Raw genomic sequence first — 23,677 nt, forward strand, 5'->3', positions numbered from 1 at the left:
CGCCGCTCCAGCAGCTCGCGCAGGAAATGGCCGGTATAGGAGCGCTCGACCTTGACCACGTCCTCGGGCGTCCCGGTGGCGACGATCTCGCCGCCGCCGTCGCCACCCTCGGGGCCGATATCGACGACCCAGTCGGCGGTCTTGATCACCTCGAGATTGTGTTCGATGACGACGATCGTGTTGCCGCGGTCCACAAGGTCGTGCAGCACTTCCAGAAGCTTGGCGACGTCGTGAAAATGCAGGCCGGTGGTCGGCTCGTCGAGGATATAGAGCGTGCGACCGGTCGCCTTGCGCGACAGCTCCTTGGCCAGCTTGACGCGCTGCGCCTCGCCGCCCGACAGGGTGGTCGCCTGCTGGCCGACCTTGATGTAGCCGAGCCCGACCTCCTTCAGCGTCGCCAGCTTGTCGCGGACAACCGGGACGGCGGCGAAGAAGTCGACGCCTTCCTCGACCGTCATGTCGAGAACGTCGGCGATCGACTTCTCCTTGAAGGTGACCTCCAGCGTCTCGCGATTGTAGCGCTTGCCGTGGCAGACGTCGCAGGTGACGTAGACGTCTGGCAGGAAGTGCATCTCGATCTTGATGACGCCGTCGCCCTGGCAGGCCTCGCAGCGGCCGCCCTTGACGTTGAAGGAGAAGCGGCCGGGCTGGTAGCCGCGGGCCTTGGCTTCGGGCAGGCCGGCGAACCAGTCGCGGATCGGCGTGAAGGCGCCGGTATAGGTCGCCGGGTTCGAGCGCGGCGTGCGGCCGATGGGCGACTGGTCGATGTCGATGACCTTGTCGAGATGCTCCAGCCCCTCGACCCGGTCGTGCTCGGCGGGAATGTCGCGACCGTTGGAGATGCGCCGCGAGGCCGCCTTGTAGAGCGTCTCGATCAGGAAGGTCGACTTGCCGCCGCCCGACACGCCGGTGACGCAGTTGAACAGGCCGAGCGGGATCTCGGCCGAGACGTTCTTGAGATTGTTGCCGCGCGCGCCGACGACCTTGAGCTGCTTGCCCTTCTGCGGCTTGCGGCGCTTCTCGGGCACCGGTACGCCGAGATCGCCCGACAGATAGCGACCGGTCAGCGAGCGCGGATTGGCCATGACCTCGCCGGGCGTGCCGGCGGCGATGATCTCGCCGCCATGGACGCCGGCGGCCGGGCCGATATCGACGACATGGTCGGCAGTGAGGATCGCGTCCTCGTCATGCTCGACGACGATCACGGTGTTGCCGATGTCGCGCAGATGCTTCAGCGTTTCCAGAAGCCGCGCATTGTCGCGTTGGTGCAGGCCGATCGAGGGCTCGTCCAGGACATAGAGAACGCCTGTCAGCCCCGAGCCGATCTGCGAGGCCAGCCGGATGCGCTGGCTCTCGCCGCCCGACAGTGTGCCCGACGCCCGCGACAGGGTCAGATAGTCGAGGCCGACATCGTTGAGGAAGCGCAGCCGCTCGCGGATCTCCTTGAGAATGCGGACAGCGATCTCGTTCTGCTTGTCGGTGAGCTTTGACGGCAGTTCCTCGAACCAGCCGGCGGCCGCGCGGATCGACTGTTCGGTGATCTCGCCGACATGACAGCCGGCAATCTTCACCGCCAGCGCCTCGGGCTTCAGCCGGTAGCCGTTGCAGGCCGGGCAGGGGGTCGCCGACATGAAGCGCTCGATCTCCTCGCGCATCCAGGCCGATTCCGTCTCCTTCCAGCGACGCGCCAGATTGGTGACGACGCCCTCGAAGACCTTGGTGGTCTTGTAGGAGCGCAAACCGTCATTGTAGCGGAACTCGATCTTCTGCTTGCCGGTGCCGTGGAGGATGGCGTTGCGCGCCTCCTCCGACAGGTCGGTCCAGCGATCGGTCTGCTTGAATCCATATTGCCGGCCGAGCGCATCGAGGGTCTGGCCGTAATAGGGCGAGGAGGATTTCGCCCAGGGCGCGATGGCGCCGCCCTTCAGCGTCAGAGCGTCGTTCGGCACGACCAGCTTGGGGTCGACGGCCTGTTGCGAGCCGATGCCGTCGCAGCGCGGGCAGGCGCCGAAGGGATTGTTGAAGGAGAACAGCCGCGGCTCGATCTCGGGGATGGTGAAGCCGGAGACCGGACAGGCGAACTTTTCCGAGAAGACGAGCTGTTTGGCATGGCCGTTCTCGTCGACGCCATCGGCGAATTCGGCGATCGCCAGACCGTCCGCCAGGCCGAGCGCGGTCTCGATGGAATCGGCCAGCCGCGCCGACAGGTCGTCACGCACGACGATGCGGTCGACGACCACGTCGATGTCGTGCTTGTACTTCTTGTCCAGCGCCGGGGCGTCGGCGATGTCGTGGAACTCACCGTCGATGCGGACGCGCTGGAAGCCCTTCTTCTGCAGCTCGGCCAGTTCCTTGCGGTACTCGCCTTTGCGGCCGCGCACGATCGGCGCCAGCAGATAGAGCCGTGTGCCTTCCTCCAGCGCCATGACCCGGTCGACCATCTGGCTGACGGTCTGGCTCTCGATCGGCAGGCCGGTGGCCGGCGAATAGGGCACGCCGACGCGCGCGAAGAGCAGGCGCAGATAATCGTAGATTTCGGTGACCGTGCCGACGGTGGAGCGCGGGTTCTTCGACGTCGTCTTCTGCTCGATGGAGATGGCCGGCGACAGACCCTCGATCTGGTCGACGTCGGGCTTCTGCATCATCTCGAGGAACTGCCGCGCATAGGCGGACAGGCTCTCGACATAGCGGCGCTGGCCCTCGGCATAGATGGTGTCGAAGGCGAGCGACGACTTTCCCGAGCCCGACAGGCCGGTCATCACGATCAGCTTGTCGCGCGGAATCTCCAGGTCGACATTCTTGAGATTGTGTTCGCGCGCGCCGCGAATGGAGATCGTCTTGAGTTCGGCCATGACGCGAAATGCAGTCCTTGCGGGTGGGAAACGGACCCTACTTAGGTGCCGGACCGGACTCTTCCAAGGCGCGGTCCGAACCGTTCTGCTTGACTCCGGTCAGATGATGTTCTTTTTTTGTTCCAGTCAAGGCCGGGCCGGCGCAATGGCGCCGCCCGAAGATCGCGGTTCAGCGGCGGCGGACAAGGCGGTGGACGACGGGGCCGGGCTGCTTTCGTCCGGCGGCGCGGTCGGATAGGGTCGCGCCGATTTTCAGATTTGGAGTTTCGTCATGGCAGGCAGTGTCAACAAGGTCATTCTGGTGGGCAATCTCGGGGCCGACCCCGAGATCCGTCGCCTGAATTCCGGCGACGCCGTCGTCAATCTGCGGATCGCGACCTCGGAATCCTGGCGCGACCGCCAGTCGGGCGAGCGTCGCGAGCGCACCGAATGGCACAACGTCGTGATCTTCAACGAGAACCTGGTGAAGGTCGCCGAGCAGTTCCTGAAGAAGGGCTCGAAGATCTATATCGAGGGTGCCCTGCAGACCCGCAGCTGGGAAGACCAGTCGGGCCAGAAGCGCTACACCACCGAGGTCGTGCTGCAGAAGTTCCGCGGCGAGCTGCAGATGCTCGATGGCCGCAACGAAGGCGGCGGCGGTGGTGGTGGTGCCGGCAGCGGCGGTGGCGGTTATGACCGCGGCGGCGGCGGCGGAGGCGGTGGCCGTATCGAGCAGGGCGGCGGTGGCGGCGGTGACCGTGGCTATGGCGGCGGCGGTGGCGGCTCGTCCCGTGACCTCGACGACGAAATCCCGTTCTGATCGCCAAGCCGATCGCAGAATAAAAGGGCATCCGGCGAAAGCCGGGTGCCCTTTCTCGTTGTCAGGATGGTTCGGACGGCATGTGGCGACGGATTGTGGAGCGCTTCACCCGGCGTGCCCTGTCGGGGGCCATGGCGCCCTGCCGGCGTCGTGTCGCGGTCAGCTCAGGGCCGTCGCGCCTTGCTGGCTGGTGCGAATGAGTTCGGCGGCGCCGTCGGCGACGAACTGCACCGCGAGGGCGGCCAGGAGAACGCCAAGCAGCCGCGAGATCACCGCGCGCCCGGTGACGCCGAGAAATCGGTCGACCCGGTGGGCGAGGGCAAGGAAGGCGAAGCTGACGGTGAGCGCCGTGAAGATCACCCCGACCAGCGCCGCCTGACCACCGAGACTGGGCAGCGAGCCCGAGAGCAGGATCACCGCCGAGATGGCGCCCGGACCAGCGATCAGCGGGATCGCCATCGGGAAGGCGGCGACATCGGCGGCGTCGGGATCGTCCACGGCCTTGTTGGCGCTGCGCTGCTTGCGCTCATTGCGCTTCTCGAACACCAGCTCGAAGGCGATCCAGAACAAGAACAGGCCGCCCGCCACCCGGAAGGCGCCGAGCGTGATGCCGAGCGTGCGCAGGATGCCGAGGCCGAAAAGGGCGAAGATCGTCAGGATCGCGAAGGCGATCAGGCAGGCGCGCAGCGCGGTCCGCTGGCGCTCCTTCTCGTTCATCTCCGGCGTCAGGGCGAGGAACAGCGGCACCAGCCCGAGCGGGTCGATGATGACGAAGAGGGTGACGAACCCCGACAGGAGAAGATCGAACATGGGTTCCGCGATCCCGTGAAGCCTTCGCCATCGGTAACAGGTGGCGCCAGCCGGTCAAAGGCCGTCGGCCGGAAAACCGCCGAATCGGCTGATTCCCGCCGCGCAGCCGGGTTTTCGGCGCCTGGCCGTCGGACGTGTGTCGCGGTTTCTTTTGGATAGCGCGTAAGCGGCTGGCAACATTGGCCTTTCGAGGCCGCGCAAATGGGCGCTGCAATTGCTCCTGCGGGCTGTTCGGGCTATAGGCAGAACACGAATTTTGAGTCAATCGGGACACAGTCTTGGCCGAAGACGACATCACGACGCCGCCGGAGCGACCCACCGGTATCGATTCCATCTCGATCATCGAGGAAATGCAGCGCAGCTATCTCGATTACGCCATGAGCGTGATCGTCAGCCGTGCGCTTCCCGATGTGCGCGACGGACTGAAGCCGGTGCACCGGCGCATCCTCTACGCGATGCACGGCATGGGCCTGACCTTCAACCGACCGTACCGCAAGTCTGCCGGTGTCGTCGGTGAGGTGATGGGTAAGTACCATCCGCACGGCGATTCCTCCATCTACGACGCCTTGGTCCGCATGGCGCAGGACTGGTCGCTGCGCGCGCCGCTCATCGAGGGGCAGGGCAATTTCGGCTCGATCGACGGCGATCCGCCGGCGGCCATGCGCTACACCGAGACGCGTCTCTACAAGGTGTCGGAGGCGCTGCTCGCCGACATCGACAAGGAAACCGTCAACTTCCAGGACAATTACGACGGTCGCGAGCAGGAGCCGGTCGTCCTGCCGGCGCGGTTCCCGAACCTCCTCGTCAACGGCTCCGGCGGCATCGCCGTCGGCATGGCGACGAACATCCCGCCGCACAATCTCGGCGAGATCGTCGATGGCTGCGTGGCGATGATCGACAATCCGGCGATCACGCTGGAAGAGCTGATGGGCTTCATTCCGGGGCCCGACTTCCCCACCGGCGCCATCGTCCTGGGCCGTGCGGGCATCCTGTCGGCCTATTCGACCGGTCGCGGCTCCATCCTGATGCGCGGCAAGGCGCATGTCGAGCCAATGCGCAACGATCGCGAGGCGATCGTCATCACCGAGGTGCCGTTCCAGGTCAACAAGTCGACGATGATCGAGAAGATGGCCGATCTGGTCCGCGAGAAGCGGATCGAGGGCATCTCCGACATTCGCGACGAGAGTGACCGCGACGGCTACCGCGTGGTCGTCGAGCTGAAGCGCGACGCGTCGTCCGACGTCATCCTCAACCAGCTCTACCGCTTCACCCCATTGCAGACGACCTTCGGCGCCAACATGGTCGCACTGAATGGCGGCCGGCCCGAGCAGATGACGCTGCCCGACATGCTGTCGGCCTTCATCTCGTTCCGCGAGGAAGTGGTCAACCGGCGCACCAAGTACCTGCTGCGCAAGGCGCGCGAGCGCGCCCATGTCCTCGTTGGCCTGGCCATCGCCGTCGCCAATATCGACGAGGTGATCAAGCTGATCCGGGCTGCGCCCGATCCGGCGACCGCCCGCGAGCAGTTGATGACCCGCGCCTGGGAAGCCAAGGACGTGGCGCCGCTGATCCGGCTGATCGACGATCCGCGCCACCGCATCACCGAAGAGGGCACCTATCGTCTGTCTGAGGCACAGGCGCGCGCCATTCTCGACCTGCGCTTGCAGCGCCTGACGGCGCTTGGCCGCGACGAGATCGGCGACGAGCTGAACAAGATCGGCGAGGAGATCCGGGAATATCTGGAGATCCTGTCGTCGCGCGTCCGCGTGCGCGAGATCATCAAGGAAGAGCTGATCGCGGTCCGCGACGAATTCGCGACGCCGCGCCGTACCGAGCTCTCCGAGGGCGCGGCGGACATGGACGACGAGGACCTGATCCCGCGCGAGGATATGGTCGTCACCGTGAGCCATGGCGGCTACATCAAGCGCGTACCGCTGGCGACCTACCGGTCGCAACGTCGCGGCGGCAAGGGCCGCGCCGGCATGTCGCTGAAGAACGACGAGGATTCGGTCACCCGGCTGTTCGTCGCCAACACCCATACGCCGGTGCTGTTCTTCTCGTCGCGCGGCATCGTCTACAAGGAGAAGGTCTGGCGGCTGCCGCTGGCCTCGCCGCAGTCGCGCGGCAAGGCGCTGATCAACATGCTGCCGCTGGAAAAGGGCGAGCGGATCACCTCGATCCTGCCGCTGCCGAGCGATCCGGACGCGGCCGCCGAGCTGAACGTCATGTTCGCCACCACCCGCGGCACGGTGCGCCGGAACAAGCTGTCCGACTTCACCCAGGTCAACCGCAACGGCAAGATCGCCATGAAGCTCGACGAGGACGGCGACGAGATCCTTGCCGTCGCGACGTGCTCGGAGGACGACGACGTTCTTCTGACCGCGGCATCGGGCCAGTGCATCCGCTTCCAGGCGACAGACGTGCGCGTCTTCGCCGGGCGTAACTCGGTCGGCGTGCGCGGCATCTCGCTGGGCGAGGGCGACCGGGTCATCTCCATGGCGATCCTGCGCCATGTCGATGCGACCCCGGCCGAGCGCGCCTCCTATCTGAAGATGCGCCGTGCCGTCGAAGGCGCGTCCGACGCCGATCTCACCGCAGAACCGACAGTCGAGGAAGAGGGCGCCGGTGACGTCGCCATCGATCAGGAGCGCTACGCCTATCTGAGCGCCGCCGAGGAGATGATCCTCACGGTCAGCGAGTTCGGCTACGGCAAGCGGTCGTCGTCCTACGAGTTCCGGGTGATCGGCCGTGGCGGCAAGGGCATCCGTGCCACCGACACGAGCCGGGCCTCCGAGATCGGCCAGCTCATGGCCGGCTTCCCGGTGGAGAGCGGCGACCAGATCCTGCTGGTTACCGATCGTGGCCAGCTCATCCGCGTGCCGGTCGAGGGCATTCGCACTGCCGGCCGCGCCACCCGCGGCGTCACCATCTTCAAGACGGCCGACGGAGAGCGCGTCGTCTCGGTCGAGCGCATTCCCGATCAGGGCGCCGACGAGGCGGGTGAAGCCGAGGCGGACACGATCGATGGAAACATCGAAGACGGTGGCATCGACGGTTCGACGCCGGATGACGCGGGGCCGGACGACGCGGCTCCCGACGGTGATGTTCCGCCGCAGGAATAGCGCCGCCACTTGGCCAACGAAAAAAGGACTGTCGCGATGGTGTCGCGGCAGTCCTTTTCGCATCGGGGCTCGGCTACAGGCCGGCCCGTTCCTCGCTTGCTCCAGAACCCGTGCTTCGACAGCCGGCTCCGTCGGCGGTCGAACCGGCTCAGCGCATGGTGCGGGTGCGATTGGCGGTCACGCGGAGGCGCTGCGCCTGGGATTCATTGTGCAGGGTGATCGCGGTCGCCGTTGCGAGGGTGACGACCATGGCGATGGACAGGGCGAAGACCAGCATCGTGTTTCTCCATTATTCGACTTGACAACGGACCGCGTTGCAATTCGTTCCAGATAGCAGCGTTTCGCTGAACGATGCCGGAAGCCGTGGTTCATCATCCGTTCATCGGCGGGCGGTCCGCGGCGTCTTACGGATGCCGCATGAGAGGGGACAGGACGACATGACACGCGCCTTCTATCCGGGGTCGTTCGACCCGATGACCAACGGCCATCTCGACATTCTACGCCAGGCGCTGGCGGTCTTCGACGCGGTGATCGTCGGCATCGGCGTGCATCCGGGCAAGACGCCGATGTTCAGCTTCGACGAGCGGGCGCGGCTGATCGCCAACTGCGTTGGCGGCACGTCGGAGGCCGAGCTGCATGTCGTCGCGTTCGACAACCTGGCTGTCGATGCGGCGGTCGAGGCCGGCGCGACGGCGATCGTGCGCGGCCTGCGCGACGGGACCGACCTGAATTACGAGATGCAGATGTCGGGCATGAACGGCGTCATGCGGCCCGAGGTGACGACCGTGTTCTTTCCCGCGTCGCCTGCGACGAGGCCCATAACCGCCACATTGGTTCGGCAGATCGCCCGCATGGGAGGGGACGTGAGTGCGTTCGTTCCTGCCAATGTCGCCGAGGCGATACGAGGAAAGACCGCCTGACGCCGAGCGCAGGCGCGAGAGCTGGAGTAAGTCCGACATGAAGATTTTCGCATCGCTGGGACTGGCCGTTTCCCTGGCCGCCACCGCCTTTGCCATGCCTGCTGGCGCCCAGTCGTCCGATCCGGACAACATGCTGGTGATCACCACCAAGAATGGCGACATCGACATCCAGCTGCGGCCCGACCTCGCCCCCAGCCATGTCGAGCGGATCAAGGAACTCGCAAAGGAAGGCTTTTATGACGGCGTCGTCTTCCACCGCGTCATCGACGGCTTCATGGCCCAGACCGGCGATCCCACGGGCACCGGCATGGGCGGCTCCGACAAGCCTGACCTGAAGGCGGAGTTCTCGGACGAGACCTTCGACCGCGGCACCGTCGGCATGGCGCGCTCGCAGGACCCGAACTCGGCCAATTCGCAGTTCTTCATCATGCTCGCCGACGGCGACTTCCTCGACGGCCAGTACACCGTGGTCGGCGACGTCGTCTCGGGCATGGAGACCGTCGACGCCATCAAGAAGGGCGATCCGGCCCAGAACGGTTCGGTCGACGAGCCCGACGCGATGGTCAAGGTCACCGTCGGCGGCGACGCCGGCTGAGGTTGACGCTCCCGCGGTTCGCCCGAGGCTTGTGCCAACAGGCGAATCCGCCCAAGTAAGGGCATGAATGGCGGTTCCGGTGATCGGAGCCGCCTGTTTTGCATGTTTGAATCGAAGGAGAACGAGATGGCCTACGACAATCCGGAAGATACGCTGGTCCTCGAGACGACCAAGGGCCAGGTGGTCATCAAGCTGCGGCCCGATCTGGCTCCGAACCATGTCGCCCGCGTCAAGGAACTGGCCCGCGAAGGCTTCTACGACGGCGTCGTCTTCCACCGCGTCATCGACGGCTTCATGGCCCAGACCGGCGACCCGACGGGCACCGGTGCCGGCGGCTCCGACAAGCCGGACCTGCGCGCCGAGTTCTCCGCCGAGCCGCACAAGCGTGGCACGGTGTCCGCGGCCCGTACCGCCAACCCGAACTCCGCCAACTCGCAGTTCTACATCTGCTTCGACCGCGCGCCGTGGCTCGACCGCCAGTACAGCGTCTGGGGCGAGGTCATCGAGGGCATGGACAACGTCGACAAGATCAAGAAGGGCGAGCCGGTCCAAGATCCGGACTCCATCACCACCATGCGCGTCGCAGCCGACCTCTAGGCCCGGCGACACGATCCGGCATGCGCGTCGACCTGTTCGATTTCGAGCTGCCGCCGGAGCGGATCGCGCTCCGGCCGGTCTCTCCGCGTGAGAGCGCGCGCCTGCTCTGCGTCGATCCGGCCGGTGGGCTGGCCGATCAGACGGTCGGCGACCTGCCGTCGCTGCTGACGCCGGGCGACGTCCTGGTCTTCAACGACACGAAGGTGATCCCGGCGCAGCTCGAAGGGCTGCGCCGGCGCCCGGGCTCGGTGGAGGGCGAGGGCGTCGCCCAGATCTCCGCCACCCTGCACATGCGCGAGGCGCCGGATCGCTGGCTGGCCTTCGTGCGGCCCGGCAAGCGGGTCAAGATCGGCGACCGCATCGCCTTCGGCCATGGCGGCAATGCCTGCCTCGCAGGCACGCTGGAAGCCACGGTGGAAACCCGCGGCGAGGGCGGCGAAGCCTCGCTGCGTTTCGACCTGTCCGGCCCGGCGCTGGACGAGGCGATTGCTGCCGTCGGGCATATTCCCTTGCCGCCCTATATCGCCTCGAAGCGTCCCGACGATTCCCAGGACCGCACCGACTACCAGACCGTCTATGCCCGCGAGGACGGCGCCGTCGCGGCGCCCACGGCGGGACTGCATTTCACTCCCGATCTGTTCGCGCGCCTTGCCGCCCGCGATATCGCCACCGAATATCTGACGCTGCATGTGGGCGCGGGCACGTTCCTGCCGGTCAAGGCCGAGGACACCGCCGACCATCGCATGCACAGCGAGATCGGCCGCGTCACCGAGGAGAGCGCCGAACGGCTGAACGCGGCGCGCCGCGAGGGCCGGCGCATCGTGTCCGTCGGAACGACGTCGCTGCGGCTCCTGGAGAGCGCGGCCGACGTCGAGGGCACGATCCGGCCCTTTTCCGACCCCACCGACATCTTCATCACGCCGGGCTACCGCTTCCGGGCCGTCGACCGGCTGATGACCAATTTCCACCTGCCGCGCTCGACCCTGTTCATGCTGGTCAGCGCATTCAGCGGGATCGACACGATGAAATCCGCCTACGCCCACGCCATCGCCAATGAGTATCGCTTCTATTCGTATGGCGACGCCTGCCTGCTCGACCGGGCCACGGCATGAGCGACACCTTCCAGTTCAAGCTGATCGCCACCGACGGCAAGGCCCGGCGCGGCGTGATCACCATGCCGCGCGGCGAGGTGCGCACGCCGGCCTTCATGCCGGTCGGCACCGCCGGCACGGTCAAGGCGATGTATCTCGACCAGGTGCGGGAGCTCGGCTCCGACATCATCCTCGGCAATGTCTACCATCTGATGCTGCGGCCCGGCGCCGAGCGCGTCGCCCGGCTGGGCGGCCTTCACGATTTCGCACTCTGGCCGCATCCGATCCTGACCGATTCGGGCGGCTTCCAGGTGATGTCGCTCGCCAGCCTGCGCGAGCTCGACGAGACGGGCGTGCGGTTCCGTTCGCATATCGACGGCTCGAAGCACGAGCTGACACCCGAACGCTCGATCGAGATCCAGGGACTTCTGGATTCCGACATCCAGATGCAGCTCGACGAATGCATCCGCCTGCCGGCGGAGCGCGCAGAGATCGAGCGCGCCATGGAAATGTCGCTGCGCTGGGCCGAGCGGTCGGCGAAGGCCTTCGGCAACCAGCCGGGCAAGGCGATGTTCGGCATCGTCCAGGGCGGTGACCTGATCGACATGCGGGTCCGTTCGGCCGAACGGCTGGCGGCGATGGATCTCAAGGGCTACGCGGTCGGCGGACTGGCGGTCGGCGAGCCACAGGACGTGATGCTGGCGACCCTCGACGAGACGCTGCCGGTGATGCCGGTGGAAAAGCCGCGCTACCTGATGGGCGTCGGCACGCCGGACGACATCCTGCAGTCGGTGGCACGGGGCATCGACATGTTCGATTGCGTTATGCCGACCCGGGCGGGTCGCCACGGTCTCGCCTATACGCGCTTCGGCAAGGTCAATCTGAAGAACGCCCGCCATGCCGACGACCCGCGGCCGCTGGACGAAGCCTCCGACTGCCCGGCCTCCCGCGATTATTCGCGCGCCTATCTGCACCACCTGGTGCGCTCCAACGAGGCGCTGGCCTCGATGCTGCTGACCTGGAACAATTTGGCCTATTACCAGTCGCTGATGGCCGGCATGCGCGCGGCGATCGAGGCGGGCGGCTTCGACGATTTCGCCGCCGCCACCAAGGCCGGCTGGACGCGCGGCGACCTGCCGCCATACGGCTGAGCCGGCACAAGCAGGCGGACGGTTGCCTGTCGGTCCGAAATCAGACGGCCAGATCGTCGCCCTTGCGGATCGTGCAGCCGGTGATCTTCATCGTGCCGTCCGGCTGGCGCTCCAGCGTATAGCTCGCCACCCAGCTTCGCCCGCGCGAATCGGTGAGGTTCACCTCCTGGCGGAAGCCGGAGCCCTCGGGCTTCAGTGCGCCGAAGACGGCGCTCTCGGACCGATAGACCGGGTCGTAGCCCTGCTTCACCATCGCCATGAAGGATTGCGGCGAGGGGAAGAGGGCCCGGACGTTCGGGGCTGCATGGGAATAGGCTTCGACGCCATTGCCGGCGCGAAAGGCGTCGAGCTGGGCGCCGATCGCGGCGCGGATGTCGTCGGCATCGCCGGCCGCGGCCGGCCCGGCAAATGCCGCTGTCCAGACCAATGCCGCCGCTGCGGCCGAAATCACCCGTCGTCGCATTTTGCACTCCTTTCGTCGGACCGAAAGGATCGGCCCGAACGCCGCAAGGGGGAAGCGGGCGCCACGCAACTTACCGTGAGGCTAGCCACTACACTGCGTCAGGCGACGCCTCAGCCGTCGTTGGCCGAGTTGAGGTCGCAGGGACGGCGGCCTTCCTCATGGGTGGCCAGTGCCGCCACGACCCGGACCGGCGCATCGGTCAGGCGCAGGTCGATCCGTAACCCGGCGGCTGCGGCGTCTTCGAGGGCACGGTTCAGCGCATCCGCGCCGGTCTGGATCCGGTCGAGAATGTGCTGATGCTCTGGGCTTTGGGGTGCGAGGGTCATCTCCAGTAATTGAGCGCAGACGCGGATCAAGACAAGGAGCGGCCCTTCCGATGCAGATGCCGGGTCACCGTCGGATCAGCCGGCGGGACCAGGGCCGGCGGGCGTCGACGCCCGCCGGAAGACCTCAACGCTGGGTCTTGAGATAATCCTTGCCCGTGCGGGTCGGGCGCCATTTGGAATCGCGGTGCTCGATGAAGCCGAGCTGCTTGAGGTCGGGAATGAGGCCCGTCGCGGGGAGATCGACCGGCTCGCGCTTGAGCTGAACGAGCAGCGCGCGGCTCTCGGGGGTCATGCGTGGCAACGCCATGGAATTCGTCCTTCTTGGGAATATGCACGGTGTCGGCCTTTGCGGCCGCCAAAGCAAGGGGGCGCCATGCCGCGGCGCGGAGCCAAGGCCGTCTTCGCAAAGGGGTTTCTCCGGCGCTGACCGGCAATGGGGGCGGGCGGGCACAGGGCAGATTGCTCATCCGCGCAGGCTTGGCTAGACAATCCTATCGCTCGGCAGCCGGATCGGATGCCGCAAGCTGCTTGGGGGAGCCGGCATTCTTCAGTCCATTTTTCATGTCGCGGCGATCTTCGGGCTGGCTGTGGCGGCCGCCATGCTCGTGCCGGCCCTGGTCGATCTCGGCGACGAGAACGACGACTGGCAGGTGTTCATCGGCTCGGCCTTCCTGATCGGGGCGTTCTGCACCCTCGTGGCGACGGCAACGCGGAGGAAAAGTCAGGCCCGGCTGAGCCAGCGATATGGCTTCCTGCTGGTCACGACGATCTGGGTCTTTGCGCCGACGGTCGCGTCGCTGCCGCTGTATTTCTCGTCGCTTGAGCTCTCCTACGCCGGCGCCTTCTTCGAGGCGATGTCGGGCCTCACCACGACAGGCGGCACGGCGATCTCCGGTCTCGACGTCCTGCCGCGCGGGCTGTTGATGTGGCGCTCGCTGATGCAGTGGATGGGCGGCATCGGCATCATCGGCATGGCGATCCTGATCCTGCCGTCGCTGGGCGCCGGCGGCCTGTCGCTGTTCCAGATGGAAAACTCCGACCGTTCCGACAAGGTCCTGCCGCGGGTCAACCAGCTCGCCGCCGGACTGCTCGGCGCTTATGTGGCGCTGACCATCGCCTGCATGGCGACCTATGTGATGCTGGGCATGGGCGCGTTCGACGCGATCAACCATGCCATGACGACCGTGGCGACCGGCGGCTTCTCCACCCACGACGCCTCGATGGGCTATTTCGAGAGCGACGCCATCCTGATCGCCGCGACGGTCTTCATGATTCTTGGGGCGCTGCCCTTCGTCATCTATATCCGTGCCTTCCTGCCGCGGCGCTTCCAGCGCTGGCGTGATCCGCAGATCCCGGTGTTTCTGGTCATCTGCGCAGTGCTCAGCCTGACGCTGGCGGCCAGCCGGCGGACGATCAACGACACGCCCTTCGGCGAGGCGCTGATCTCGTCCACCTTCAACCTGGTCTCGGTGATCACCACCACCGGCTATGCGTCGGAGGATTATACGCTTTGGTCGAACGCGGCGATCGGCATCTTCTTCACGGCGATGTTCATCGGCGGCTGCGCCGGTTCGACCTCGGGCGGCGTGAAAGCCAACCGGCTGGTGATCCTCTATCTCCTGGTGCGCGCCAGCCTGCACCGGCTGGTGCGCCCGCATGCGGTGCAGCGGCTGCGCTACGGCAACCAGGTGATCTCGACCGACGTCCTGCAGACGGTGACGATCTTCTTCTTCCTGTTCTTCGGCACGCTGCTCACCGGCACGGTGGCCCTGTCGATGTGCGGGTTGGACCTCACCACCGCCTTTACCGGGTCGCTGGCCACCGTCGCCAATGTCGGCCCGGCCTTCGGCCAGATCATCGGGCCGGCCGGCAATTTCGGCAGTCTGCCCGATCCGGCGCTGTGGATTCTCTCGATCAATATGCTGCTCGGCCGCCTCGAACTGGTGACCGTGCTGATCCTGCTGTTCCCGTCCGTCTGGGTGGACTGAGACAGGCCGAATTTTTCGCGCGCCCGTCGGGTGCGGTCACTGCGCCGGTTCGGTCGGGGCGGGGGCCGCGGCCCCCGGCTGCAATCCATCCGACGGATCGCCGCTGCCTTCGGCGAGGACGAAGGCGCCGATCGCGGCCAGGGTGACGATCACGGCCAGCCACCCGATCGCGGCGTGGTTGCGGCTGCGCTCGCGCGGGCTTTCGTCGCGATTGTCCATGTCGGCTCCCCCTTGGCGAACGATGTCGGGCCATGCGCTGCCGACGGATCCGTCGAACAGGTTGCCCCGGTTCTCGCGCAGCAACGTGCGAGCCGACGTTTCGGGTCCAATGGAAAGCGAGAACAGCGCTGGCACCGGGCGGCCCGCGCAATGGAGACAGCCGCTGCAGCACCTGATGGGATATTGCGAAACCTGTCGAGGCTACTCGCCGGCGACTTCCGCCGGCACCTCGCCATGGCGGGTCAGCACGACCGGCTCTTCCAGGACCTCGCCGGTTTCCACGTCCACGGTTTGCTCGACCGCCACGACGCCGACGACATGGCCAAGGCGCGTTCCGTCGCGGTCGGCCCGCTGGCGGGCTTCCTCGGCGGTCTTGAACTGCATCGTCTGGCCATTGCCGAGGCGGCGGCCCTGCTTGACGAATTGCTGCACGATGAAGAGCTTGCTGGCGGACATGGTCGTTCCCTCGGTGGTGATCACCTTCGACCGTACCGATTACGCCTGTTCGGCCCGGCATGCGACCGGTGCTTGGGCTGGTCGCGAAAGAACTCGGTCGATTGCCGGTTCCGAACGAGGCGAGTGACAAATTTTACCGGGAACCGGTGCTCGCAGAAGCCCTCGACCTGTATGGGCATGATCGGCGCCGCCTTGGGGCGGCGCCGACATCTCGATCCCTAACTCGCCGCACCCGCGGCTGAAGCGCGGCAATTCTTGGCGCGCAGATTTGCGTCGATCGCGTTGACCTTGCCCTTGCTCACAGCGACCTGACCTTCCTTGTCGCCGCCGAACGTACTCGAAACGGGGACCCCGAGCATAAACACTCCAACCGCATCGCCGGTAGCGGCCTGATTCTGCTGCTGTGAGATGGTCGCGAGAGCGCTTTGCTCACGGAGATGCTCTTGCAAGAGAGCCTCGCAATTCAGGTTGCCGTATGCAGCCATCGGCACGTCGACAGGTAGAATCGCATCGGGCCGCTTTGCGCAGCCTGTGACGGCGAACCCCACGCAAACAATAGATAAAACTCGCTTCACATGTATCTCCGATTCTGAACGAGGCGACACTGTGGCGGAGCTATCCGAGAGTCAATCAGGGGTTGTTACGACAGCAAAAGGCCGCCGTACTGGTGTACTGACGACCAGCAGAAACATGTTTTCGGCTCAGGAGACCGAAGGACCGGCGCGCGAAATCTGCGTCCGATGCATCAGTAATTGCGGTGCTAGAATTGTGGTGAGCGCGCAGGGACTCGAACCCTGGACCTACAGATTAAAAGTCCGTTGCTCTACCAACTGAGCTACGCGCTCCGACCCCCGGGGCGGTGGCGTCCCGGGAGCAGCGCGCGGACCATAGAAAGGCGCCCCCTCACGGTCAACCGTCTTTCTGACCTCTCACTGACGGTTTTGCGATTTGCCGCAGGCGGGCGGGACGCCTAGAAGGCGGCGGCGTTGTCGTCCGCCCGAAGGGACAGGGCGGCGCCACCAAGTTGCAGCCTGCGCGCCGAGCATATGGGCGTGCTGGCCGCCCTCGCCGAACGTCTCCCGCAATGAAGGCAGGTCCCTTGTTCGCCGAACTTTCCTATCCGACCGCGGTCTTCGCCGGCGCGCTGTCCTTCCTGTCGCCCTGCGTCCTGCCGCTGGTGCCGCCCTATCTGTGCTACATGGCCGGCGTCTCCGCCGACGAGCTGCGGGCCGGCCGTCAGATGGGAACGACCAGCTATGGCCGGCTGATCGCGACCTCGGTGACCTTCGTCCTCGGCTTCTCGACCGTCTTCATCATGCTCGGGGCCGGCGCCAGCACGATCGGCCAGTTGCTGCGGCAGAATCTCGACTGGCTCGGCATGGTCGCCGGCGTGGCGATCATCGTCATGGGACTGAATTTCCTCGGTGTCTTCCGGCTGTCCTTCCTGTCGCGCGAGGCGCGGATCAGCGCACCCGACAAGCCGCGCAGCATTCTCGGCGCCTATCTGATGGGCCTCGCCTTCGCCTTCGGCTGGACGCCCTGCATCGGTCCGGTGCTCGGCGCGATTCTCGGACTGGCGGGCGCGAAGAACACGGTGGGCGAGGGCGCCCTGATGCTGGGCTTCTATTCGGCCGGCCTCGGCATCCCGTTCATCCTGGCCGCAGCCTTTTCCGGAGCCTTCTTCCGCTGGATGCACGGTTTCCGGGCGCATCTGGCGACCGTGGAAAAGGCGATGGGAGGCCTGCTCGTCGTCACCGGCCTCCTGTTCCTGACCGGTGGCATGCAAACGATGTCGTTCTGGCTGCTGGAAACCTTCCCGGCGCTGCAGACCATCGGCTAGCGGCCCCGCGCGGGACCGCCACCGCTGCGTCGCGATGCGTTGCCGGTGGGCATCCTCGTGCCGCGCTTTACCTTGCCGCAACGTTCCCCCTGAACGCGCGCCGGTCCCCGTGCTAAGGCGTGCTGCGAGATCCACGCGAAAAACGCGAGTGCAAGATGGCGAGACGCTGCCTGTCGATCATTCTGGCCGCCGGTGAAGGCACGCGGATGCGGTCGTCGAAATCCAAGGTCCTGCACAAGGTGGCTGGCCTGGAGATGATCCGTCACGTGGTGCGCGCCGCCCGGGCGGCCGGTTCCGACGATGTCGCGCTGGTCGTCGGGCGGGACGGAACGAGCGTCGCCGATGCCGCGCGCCGCGAGATCGCCAGCGTCGCCGCCCATGAGCAGACCGAGCGATTGGGCACCGGCCACGCCGTTTTGGCGGCGCGCGAGGCACTGGAAAAGGGGTTCGGCGACATCCTCGTTCTCTTCGGCGACACGCCGCTGATCGGCGCCGACACGTTGGCGCGAGCCCGGGCGACGCTGGCCGACGGGGCCGATGTCTGCGTCGTCGGCTTCCGTCCGGCTGACCCGACCGGCTATGGCCGACTGATTGAGGCGGAGGGCGAACTGGTCGCCATTCGCGAGGAAAAGGACGCCGATGCCGAGGAGCGTCGGGTCGGCTTCTGCAATGCCGGCGTCATGGCGTTTCGCGGCGACAATGCGCTGGCCATGCTCGACGCGATCGGCAACGCCAATGCCAAGGGCGAATATTACCTGACCGATCTCGTCGCGATCGCCCGCAATGCGGGGCGCCGCGTCCGCGCCATCGAGGCCGACGCCAGCGAGGTGCTCGGCGTCAACACCCGCGAGGAGCTGGCGCAGGTCGAGGCCCTCTGGCAGGGCGCGCGGCGGCGACAAGTGATGCTCTCCGGCGTCACCCTTCAGGATCCGGCAAGCGTCTTCTTCAGCCACGACACGGAGCTGGAACCCGACGTCTTCGTCGAGCCGCAGGTGGTCTTCGGTCCGGGCGTCCGGGTCGAGGCCGGCGCGACCATCCACGCCTTCAGCCATCTGGAAGGGTGTCATGTCGGCCCCGATGCCTCGGTCGGCCCCTTCGCACGGCTGCGGCCGGGTGCGGACCTTTCGCAAGACGCCAAGGTCGGCAATTTCTGCGAGGTCAAGAACGCCGAAATCGGCGTCGGCGCCAAGGTCAACCATCTCAGCTATATCGGCGACACCAGCGTCGGCGCGGCGGCCAATATCGGCGCCGGGACCATCACCTGCAATTACGACGGCGCGCTGAAGCACCGGACCGAGATCGGCGCGGGCTCGTTCATCGGGTCGAACTCGGCGCTGGTCGCCCCGGTGCGCATCGGCGAGGGCGCCTATGTGGGCACCGGCAGCGTCGTCACCGACGACGTGCCGGACGGGGCCCTGGCCATCGCCCGCGAACGCCAGGTGACCAAGCCCGGCCGCGGCCGCGAGATCGCCGAGCGCAACCGGGCAGCCAAGGCCGCAAAGGCCGCCGGCAAGGCCTGACCGCTTCGTAATTTCGCGATACCATTCGTGAATCACCGCAGCGCCGCATTTCGTCTAGGTTGCGCTGCGTAGCCCGCCCTCCGGGCTCCCATTTCCACCGCCTCATCCAGCCAATCCGGGAACCAGTCCATGTGCGGAATTATCGGCATCATCAGCCGCGAACAGGTGGCCGACCGTCTCGTCGACGCGCTGAAGCGGCTCGAATATCGCGGCTATGATTCCGCCGGCGTCGCCACGCTGGAAGACGGGGCGCTGACGCGGCTGCGCGCCGAGGGCAAGCTGGTCAATCTGGCGGCACGGCTCGCCGACCATCCGCTGAAGGGCACGATCGGCATCGGCCACACCCGCTGGGCGACCCATGGCGCGGCGACCGAGGCCAATGCCCACCCGCATGCGACGCCGCGGCTGGCGATCGTCCACAACGGCATCATCGAGAACTACCGCGAGCTGCGCACCGAGCTGGAAGCCGAGGGCATCGTCTTCGAAAGCCAGACCGACACGGAGACGGTCGCCCATCTGGTGACGCGCGAGCTGGAGCGCGGCCAGTCGCCCAAGGACGCCGTCCACACCGTGCTGCAGCGCCTGGAAGGCGCCTTCTCGCTGGGCTTCCTGTTCAACGGCAACGAGGACCTTCTGATCTGCGCCCGGCGCGGCAGCCCGCTGGCGATCGGCGAGGGCAAGGGCGAGATGTATCTCGGCTCCGATGCCATCGCCCTGTCGCCCTTCACCGACGACATCCGCTATCTGGAAGAGGGCGACTTCGCCGTCCTCACCCATGACAGCGTCTCGATCTTCGACGAGGACGGGCGCCCGGTGACGCGGCCGATCCGCAAGTCGGTCGGCAAGGCCTTCTATGTCGACAAGGGCAACCACCGGCACTTCATGCAGAAGGAAATCTACGAGCAGCCGGAGGTGCTGTCGCACACGCTCGGCGCCTTCGTGGACATGTCGAGCGGGCGCACACGGATCCCCGACGGCCAGGATCTCGACTTCTCGAAGATCCGCCGCATTGCGCTGTCGGCCTGCGGTACCGGATTCTACGCGGCGCTCGTCGGGCGCTATTATTTCGAGCGCTTTGCCGGCATTCCCTGCGACCTCGATGTGGCGTCCGAGTTCCGCTACCGGGAAAGCCCGCTGGGCGATGTCGACCTGGCCCTGTTCGTCTCGCAGTCCGGCGAGACGGCGGACACGCTGGCCTCGCTGCGCTACGCCAAGTCGCAGGGGCTGAAGACCGCCGCGATCGTCAACGTTCAGGAATCGACCATCGCGCGGGAATCGGACTTCGTTTTGCCGACGCTGGCCGGACCGGAAATCGGTGTGGCTTCGACCAAAGCCTTTACATGCCAGCTTATGGCACTGGCCGCGCTCGCAATTCGCGCCGGCGTCGATCGCGGCGTGATCACCCCCGAGCGCGAGCTGGAGCTGACCCGCACGCTAACCGAGGCGCCGCGGCTCGCCAACGAGGCGATCCGTCTGGAGGAGACGATCGAGCGGCTGGCACGGGACATGGCGACCAAGTCGCATGCGCTGTTCCTCGGCCGCGGCTTCTCCTATCCGCTCGCGCTGGAAGGCGCGCTGAAGCTAAAGGAAATCAGCTACATCCACGCGGAAGGTTATGCAGCGGGCGAACTGAAGCACGGACCGATCGCGCTGATCGACGAAACCATGCCCGTCGTCGTCGTGGCACCGCACGACCGCAGCTTCGAGAAGACCATTTCCAACGTGCAGGAAGTGGCGGCCCGCGGCGGCGAGATCATCCTGATCACCGATGCTTCGGGCGCCGCGAGCGGCGCGGTGGAGGGCGCGCAGATGATCGTCCTGCCGGACATGCCGGAGATCCTGACGCCGATCGTCTACGCCATCCCGCTGCAGCTGCTCGCCTATCACACGGCGATCCAGATGGGCACGGATGTCGACCAGCCGCGCAACCTGGCGAAGTCGGTCACCGTGGAGTGACGGTTCGGCACTCTTCGCACCTGCGAAAAGAGTTGCCTTGCATTCGCCATGGGGGCAAGTGAGTCTCGATTGAGCGAGGCGCAGGCCTTTGATGGTGCGCCGCAGCGGCGCTGGAGCAGACAACGGCCATGACGCGGCTTCGAACCTATTTCCTGACCGGCTTCATCGTCTGCGCGCCACTTGCGATCACCGCCTGGATCACCTGGTCCTTCATGGGCTGGGTCGATGGCTGGGTGAAGCCCTACATCCCGACGCAATACACGCCGGATGCCTATCTGCCCTTCGCCATCCCCGGCTTCGGGCTTCTGGTGGCGCTGTTCCTGATCACCGCGATCGGCTTTCTGACCGCCAACATCATCGGCCGGACCCTGGTGAACTGGAGCGAGCATCTGCTCGGCCGGATGCCGCTGGTGCGCACGGTCTACACCGCCCTGAAGCAGATCTTCGAGACGGTGCTGGCCGACCGGTCCTCGTCCTTCAAGACTGCCGGGCTCGTCGAATATCCGCGCAAGGGCATGTGGGCGATCGTCTTCGTGGCGACCACGGCCAGTGGCGAGATCAAGACGGTCCTGTCGGACCAGGGCGAGGAAATGCTGGCGATCTTCCTGCCGCCGACGCCCAACCCGACCTCGGGCTTCCTGCTCTACGTGCCCCGGGCAGACGTGCGCATTCTCAACATGAGCATCGAGGCGGCGCTGAAGCTGGTCGTGTCGGCGGGCCTCGTCTCGCCCGAAGAGGGCGGCGCGGTGCGCGGCAAGCCGATGACGGTGGCCGAGGCGTCGCGGCTGGTGCGGGCCGAGCCGGCCCCGGCCGATCGCCAGGCAGAGCCGGTCGACTGACGCGGACGCGGATCGCCTTCGGCCTCAGCCGGAGCGCAGCAGCCGGATCGCCTCGTCCTTGCCGAACAGATAGAGCAGCGCCCGCAGCGCCTCGCCGCGCGGCGAGGTGAGTTCTGGATCCCGGGTCAGGATCATCCTCGCATCGTCGCGCGCAACCTCCATCAGCCGGGCATGGTGTTCCATCGAGGCGATGCGGAAATAGGGCATGCCGGATTGCTGGGTGCCCAGCAGGTCGCCTTCGCCGCGCAGCTTCAGATCCTCCTCGGCGATGCGGAAGCCGTCCTCGGTCTCGCGCATCACCTTGATGCGGGCGCTGGCGGTCTCGCCGAGCGGCGCCCGGTAGAGAAGCACGCAGGACGAGGCCTTCGATCCGCGCCCGACCCGGCCGCGCAGCTGGTGGAGCTGCGAGAGGCCGAAACGCTCGGCATGCTCAATGACGATGATGGTGGCGTCCGGCACGTCCACCCCGACCTCGATGACCGTGGTGGCGACGACGAGCTGGGTGCGCCCCGCCTTGAAGTCGGCCATGGCGGCGTCCTTCTCCTCGCCGCTCATGCGGCCATGGACGAGGCCGATCCGGTCGCCGAAATGCGCCTGGAGCTGGCGGAAGCGCTCCTCCGCCGCCATCAGGTCGCTCTTTTCCGATTCCTCCACCAGCGGACACACCCAGTAGAGCCGCTCGCCGGCATCCATGGCGCTGGCGGCCCGCCCGACGATGTCGGAAAGGCGTTCCATCGGCACGGCGACGGTGGTGATCGGCTTGCGCCCCGCCGGCTTGCCGCTCAGCCGCGAAACGTCCATGTCGCCGAAAGCGGCGAGAACCAGGGTGCGCGGGATCGGCGTGGCGGTCATCACCAGGAGGTCGGCGCCGCGTCCCTTGGCTGTGAGGCTGAGGCGCTGGTGGACGCCGAAGCGGTGCTGCTCGTCGACGACGACGAGGCCGAGATCGGCATAGTCGACGCCTTCCTGGAAGAGCGCATGGGTGCCGACGACAACCTGCACTTCGCCGGCGGCGATGGCCGCGAGCTTGGCGGCACGGGCGCGACCGGTGTCGCGGCCGGTCAGGAGCACGATCGACAGCCCGGCCGCCTCGCAGAGCTTCGACAGGCCATCGTGATGCTGGCGGGCAAGGATCTCGGTCGGGGCGAGCAGGGCCGACTGGGCGCCGGCTTCGGCCGCCGCGGCCATCGCCATCAGCGCGACGACGGTCTTGCCGGAGCCGACATCGCCCTGCAGCAGCCGGAGCATGCGGTCCGGCGCGGCCATGTCCGTGTGGATCTCGGCGATAGCCGCTTCCTGCCCCTCCGTGAGCGTGAAGGGCAGTGCCGCGCGCAGAAGGCCGGCCATCCGCCCGGTCCCGACGAGCGGCCGTCCGCGGGCCTTCTTCATGCGCTGGCGCGACAAGGCGAGGGCCAGCTGGCTGGCGAGATATTCGTCATAGGCAAGGCGCGACCAGGCCGGTCCCGCCTGGGCGATGTCGGTCTCGTCCTCCGGGTCGTGCAGGCGGCGGAGCGCGCTGCCAATGTCCGGATAGGCTTCGCGGGCGACGACTGCCGGGTCGATCCATTCGTCGAGCGTCGGCAGACGGTCCAGCGTCTGGGCGATCGCCTTGCGCAGGAGCTTGGGCGAGAGCCCGGCGGTCATCGGATAGACCGGCTCTACCAGCGACAGGGTCTCGGCTTCCTCGAGGGTGGCGACGAAGTCGGGGTGGACCATGGACGGGCGGCCGTTGAACCACTCGACGCGGCCGGAGACGATCATCGTCTCGCCGACCGGCAGCAGCTTTTCCAGCCACGCCGACTGGCCGCGGAAATAGGTGAGGGCGATCTCGCCGGTCTCGTCCTGGGCAAAGACGCGGTAGGGTACCGATTTCTGCCCGCGGCCCGGAGCCTGGTGCCGGTCGATGCGGACCGTCAGGGTGACGATGCCGCCCTCCGGCGCGGTGGCGATCTCGGCGCGCTTGCGCCGGTCGATCAGCCCGCTCGGCAGATGGAACAGGAGATCGCGCACTCGCACCTCGGCGCCATTGCCGACGAGCAGGGTCTGCAACTGGGCCGCGACTTTCGGTCCCACGCCTTCCAGCGTGGTGACGGCGGCAAACAGCGGGTCGAGGATCGAAGGGCGCATCGGGCG

General features: G+C 66.7%; 21 protein-coding genes, 1 tRNA gene and 1 pseudogene. 12 read left to right on the forward strand and 11 right to left on the reverse strand.

The features are described 5' to 3' along the window. Positions 1-2: 2 nt before the first annotated feature. Positions 3-2,852 (reverse strand): annotated as a pseudogene (gene uvrA, locus H536_RS0111730) (excinuclease ABC subunit UvrA); the annotation flags it as partial. A 271-nt stretch (positions 2,853-3,123) separates the two neighbouring features. On the opposite strand from uvrA, the gene ssb reads away from it, so the two are divergent. Beyond that, the gene (ssb, locus tag H536_RS0111735) at positions 3,124-3,651 is read left to right on the forward strand and encodes a single-stranded DNA-binding protein (RefSeq protein ID WP_024350653.1); all 528 of its coding nucleotides are present in this window, start codon (positions 3,124-3,126) and stop codon (positions 3,649-3,651) included. A gap of 159 nt (positions 3,652-3,810) precedes the next feature. On the opposite strand, the gene H536_RS0111740 is transcribed toward ssb, so the two are convergent. Continuing rightward, the gene (locus H536_RS0111740; RefSeq protein ID WP_024350654.1) at positions 3,811-4,461 is read right to left on the reverse strand and encodes a MarC family protein; all 651 of its coding nucleotides are present in this window, start codon (positions 4,459-4,461) and stop codon (positions 3,811-3,813) included. Between the two features lie 350 nt (positions 4,462-4,811). Here H536_RS0111740 and gyrA point away from each other — a divergent pair, with 350 nt between their 5' ends. Next, positions 4,812-7,583 (forward strand): DNA gyrase subunit A, encoded by a 2,772-nt coding sequence (gene gyrA / locus H536_RS0111745; protein ID WP_244495422.1) that lies wholly within the window; start codon positions 4,812-4,814, stop codon positions 7,581-7,583. Between the two features lie 148 nt (positions 7,584-7,731). Here the strand turns inward: gyrA and H536_RS25350 are convergent, their stop codons facing one another. Next, positions 7,732-7,860, reverse strand: coding sequence for a hypothetical protein (locus tag H536_RS25350; RefSeq protein ID WP_266102134.1), 129 nt, complete (start codon positions 7,858-7,860; stop codon positions 7,732-7,734). 160 nt (positions 7,861-8,020) lie between these two features. Here H536_RS25350 and coaD point away from each other — a divergent pair, with 160 nt between their 5' ends. From coaD to tgt, 5 genes are all read left to right on the forward strand, one after another. Next, entirely contained in the window at positions 8,021-8,503 is a 483-nt protein-coding gene (gene coaD, locus H536_RS0111755) for a pantetheine-phosphate adenylyltransferase (protein WP_024350656.1), read from the forward strand. Between the two features lie 37 nt (positions 8,504-8,540). Continuing rightward, complete coding sequence (locus tag H536_RS0111760) at positions 8,541-9,098, forward strand: peptidylprolyl isomerase (protein WP_024350657.1); 558 nt, start codon at positions 8,541-8,543, stop codon at positions 9,096-9,098. A 126-nt stretch (positions 9,099-9,224) separates the two neighbouring features. Then, the gene (locus tag H536_RS0111765; RefSeq protein ID WP_024350658.1) at positions 9,225-9,695 is read left to right on the forward strand and encodes a peptidylprolyl isomerase; all 471 of its coding nucleotides are present in this window, start codon (positions 9,225-9,227) and stop codon (positions 9,693-9,695) included. A 20-nt stretch (positions 9,696-9,715) separates the two neighbouring features. Beyond that, a complete protein-coding gene (gene queA / locus H536_RS0111770; protein ID WP_024350659.1) occupies positions 9,716-10,807 on the forward strand; it encodes a tRNA preQ1(34) S-adenosylmethionine ribosyltransferase-isomerase QueA in 1,092 nt (363 codons plus the stop codon). After that, positions 10,804-11,937, forward strand: coding sequence for a tRNA guanosine(34) transglycosylase Tgt (gene tgt / locus H536_RS0111775; protein ID WP_024350660.1), 1,134 nt, complete (start codon positions 10,804-10,806; stop codon positions 11,935-11,937). The genes queA and tgt overlap by 4 nt, the downstream gene beginning before the upstream one ends. Positions 11,938-11,977: 40 nt before the next feature. On the opposite strand, the gene H536_RS0111780 is transcribed toward tgt, so the two are convergent. From H536_RS0111780 to H536_RS24380, 3 genes are all read right to left on the reverse strand, one after another. Next, positions 11,978-12,400, reverse strand: coding sequence for a DUF4864 domain-containing protein (locus H536_RS0111780; protein WP_029703127.1), 423 nt, complete (start codon positions 12,398-12,400; stop codon positions 11,978-11,980). A gap of 110 nt (positions 12,401-12,510) precedes the next feature. After that, positions 12,511-12,726 (reverse strand): hypothetical protein, encoded by a 216-nt coding sequence (locus H536_RS0111785; protein WP_024350662.1) that lies wholly within the window; start codon positions 12,724-12,726, stop codon positions 12,511-12,513. A 124-nt stretch (positions 12,727-12,850) separates the two neighbouring features. Next, a complete protein-coding gene (locus H536_RS24380) occupies positions 12,851-13,033 on the reverse strand; it encodes a hypothetical protein (protein WP_148233791.1) in 183 nt (60 codons plus the stop codon). A gap of 280 nt (positions 13,034-13,313) precedes the next feature. On the opposite strand from H536_RS24380, the gene H536_RS0111795 reads away from it, so the two are divergent. Further along, entirely contained in the window at positions 13,314-14,714 is a 1,401-nt protein-coding gene (locus H536_RS0111795; RefSeq protein WP_024350663.1) for a TrkH family potassium uptake protein, read from the forward strand. A 36-nt stretch (positions 14,715-14,750) separates the two neighbouring features. On the opposite strand, the gene H536_RS0111800 is transcribed toward H536_RS0111795, so the two are convergent. The 4 genes from H536_RS0111800 to H536_RS0111815 form a co-directional block, all read right to left on the reverse strand. Further along, on the reverse strand, positions 14,751-15,068 hold the full coding sequence (locus H536_RS0111800) for a hypothetical protein (protein WP_156421784.1): 318 nt from the start codon (positions 15,066-15,068) through the stop codon (positions 14,751-14,753). Positions 15,069-15,134: 66 nt separating this feature from the next. Continuing rightward, positions 15,135-15,389, reverse strand: coding sequence for a hypothetical protein (locus tag H536_RS22580; RefSeq protein ID WP_060576900.1), 255 nt, complete (start codon positions 15,387-15,389; stop codon positions 15,135-15,137). 218 nt (positions 15,390-15,607) lie between these two features. Beyond that, a complete protein-coding gene (locus H536_RS0111810) occupies positions 15,608-15,964 on the reverse strand; it encodes a hypothetical protein (RefSeq protein WP_024350666.1) in 357 nt (118 codons plus the stop codon). Positions 15,965-16,158: 194 nt separating this feature from the next. Further along, positions 16,159-16,234 (reverse strand) — tRNA-Lys (locus H536_RS0111815). A 239-nt stretch (positions 16,235-16,473) separates the two neighbouring features. Here H536_RS0111815 and H536_RS0111820 point away from each other — a divergent pair. The 4 genes from H536_RS0111820 (at position 16,474) to H536_RS0111835 (ending at position 21,544) form a co-directional block, all read left to right on the forward strand. Continuing rightward, positions 16,474-17,229: a cytochrome c biogenesis CcdA family protein gene (locus tag H536_RS0111820; protein ID WP_029703131.1), complete on the forward strand. Its 756-nt coding sequence runs from the start codon at positions 16,474-16,476 to the stop codon at positions 17,227-17,229. A gap of 155 nt (positions 17,230-17,384) precedes the next feature. After that, complete coding sequence (gene glmU, locus H536_RS0111825) at positions 17,385-18,749, forward strand: bifunctional UDP-N-acetylglucosamine diphosphorylase/glucosamine-1-phosphate N-acetyltransferase GlmU (RefSeq protein ID WP_024350668.1); 1,365 nt, start codon at positions 17,385-17,387, stop codon at positions 18,747-18,749. 129 nt (positions 18,750-18,878) lie between these two features. Then, positions 18,879-20,705: a glutamine--fructose-6-phosphate transaminase (isomerizing) gene (glmS, locus tag H536_RS0111830; RefSeq protein WP_024350669.1), complete on the forward strand. Its 1,827-nt coding sequence runs from the start codon at positions 18,879-18,881 to the stop codon at positions 20,703-20,705. Between the two features lie 128 nt (positions 20,706-20,833). Beyond that, positions 20,834-21,544, forward strand: a complete 711-nt coding sequence (locus tag H536_RS0111835) for a DUF502 domain-containing protein (protein WP_024350670.1) — start codon at positions 20,834-20,836, stop codon at positions 21,542-21,544. Positions 21,545-21,568: 24 nt separating this feature from the next. Here the strand turns inward: H536_RS0111835 and recG are convergent, their stop codons facing one another. Next, positions 21,569-23,671, reverse strand: coding sequence for an ATP-dependent DNA helicase RecG (gene recG, locus H536_RS0111840; protein WP_024350671.1), 2,103 nt, complete (start codon positions 23,669-23,671; stop codon positions 21,569-21,571). Positions 23,672-23,677 lie beyond the last annotated feature (6 nt).

Source organism: Aurantimonas coralicida DSM 14790 (assembly GCF_000421645.1).
Classification (GTDB): domain Bacteria; phylum Pseudomonadota; class Alphaproteobacteria; order Rhizobiales; family Rhizobiaceae; genus Aurantimonas; species Aurantimonas coralicida.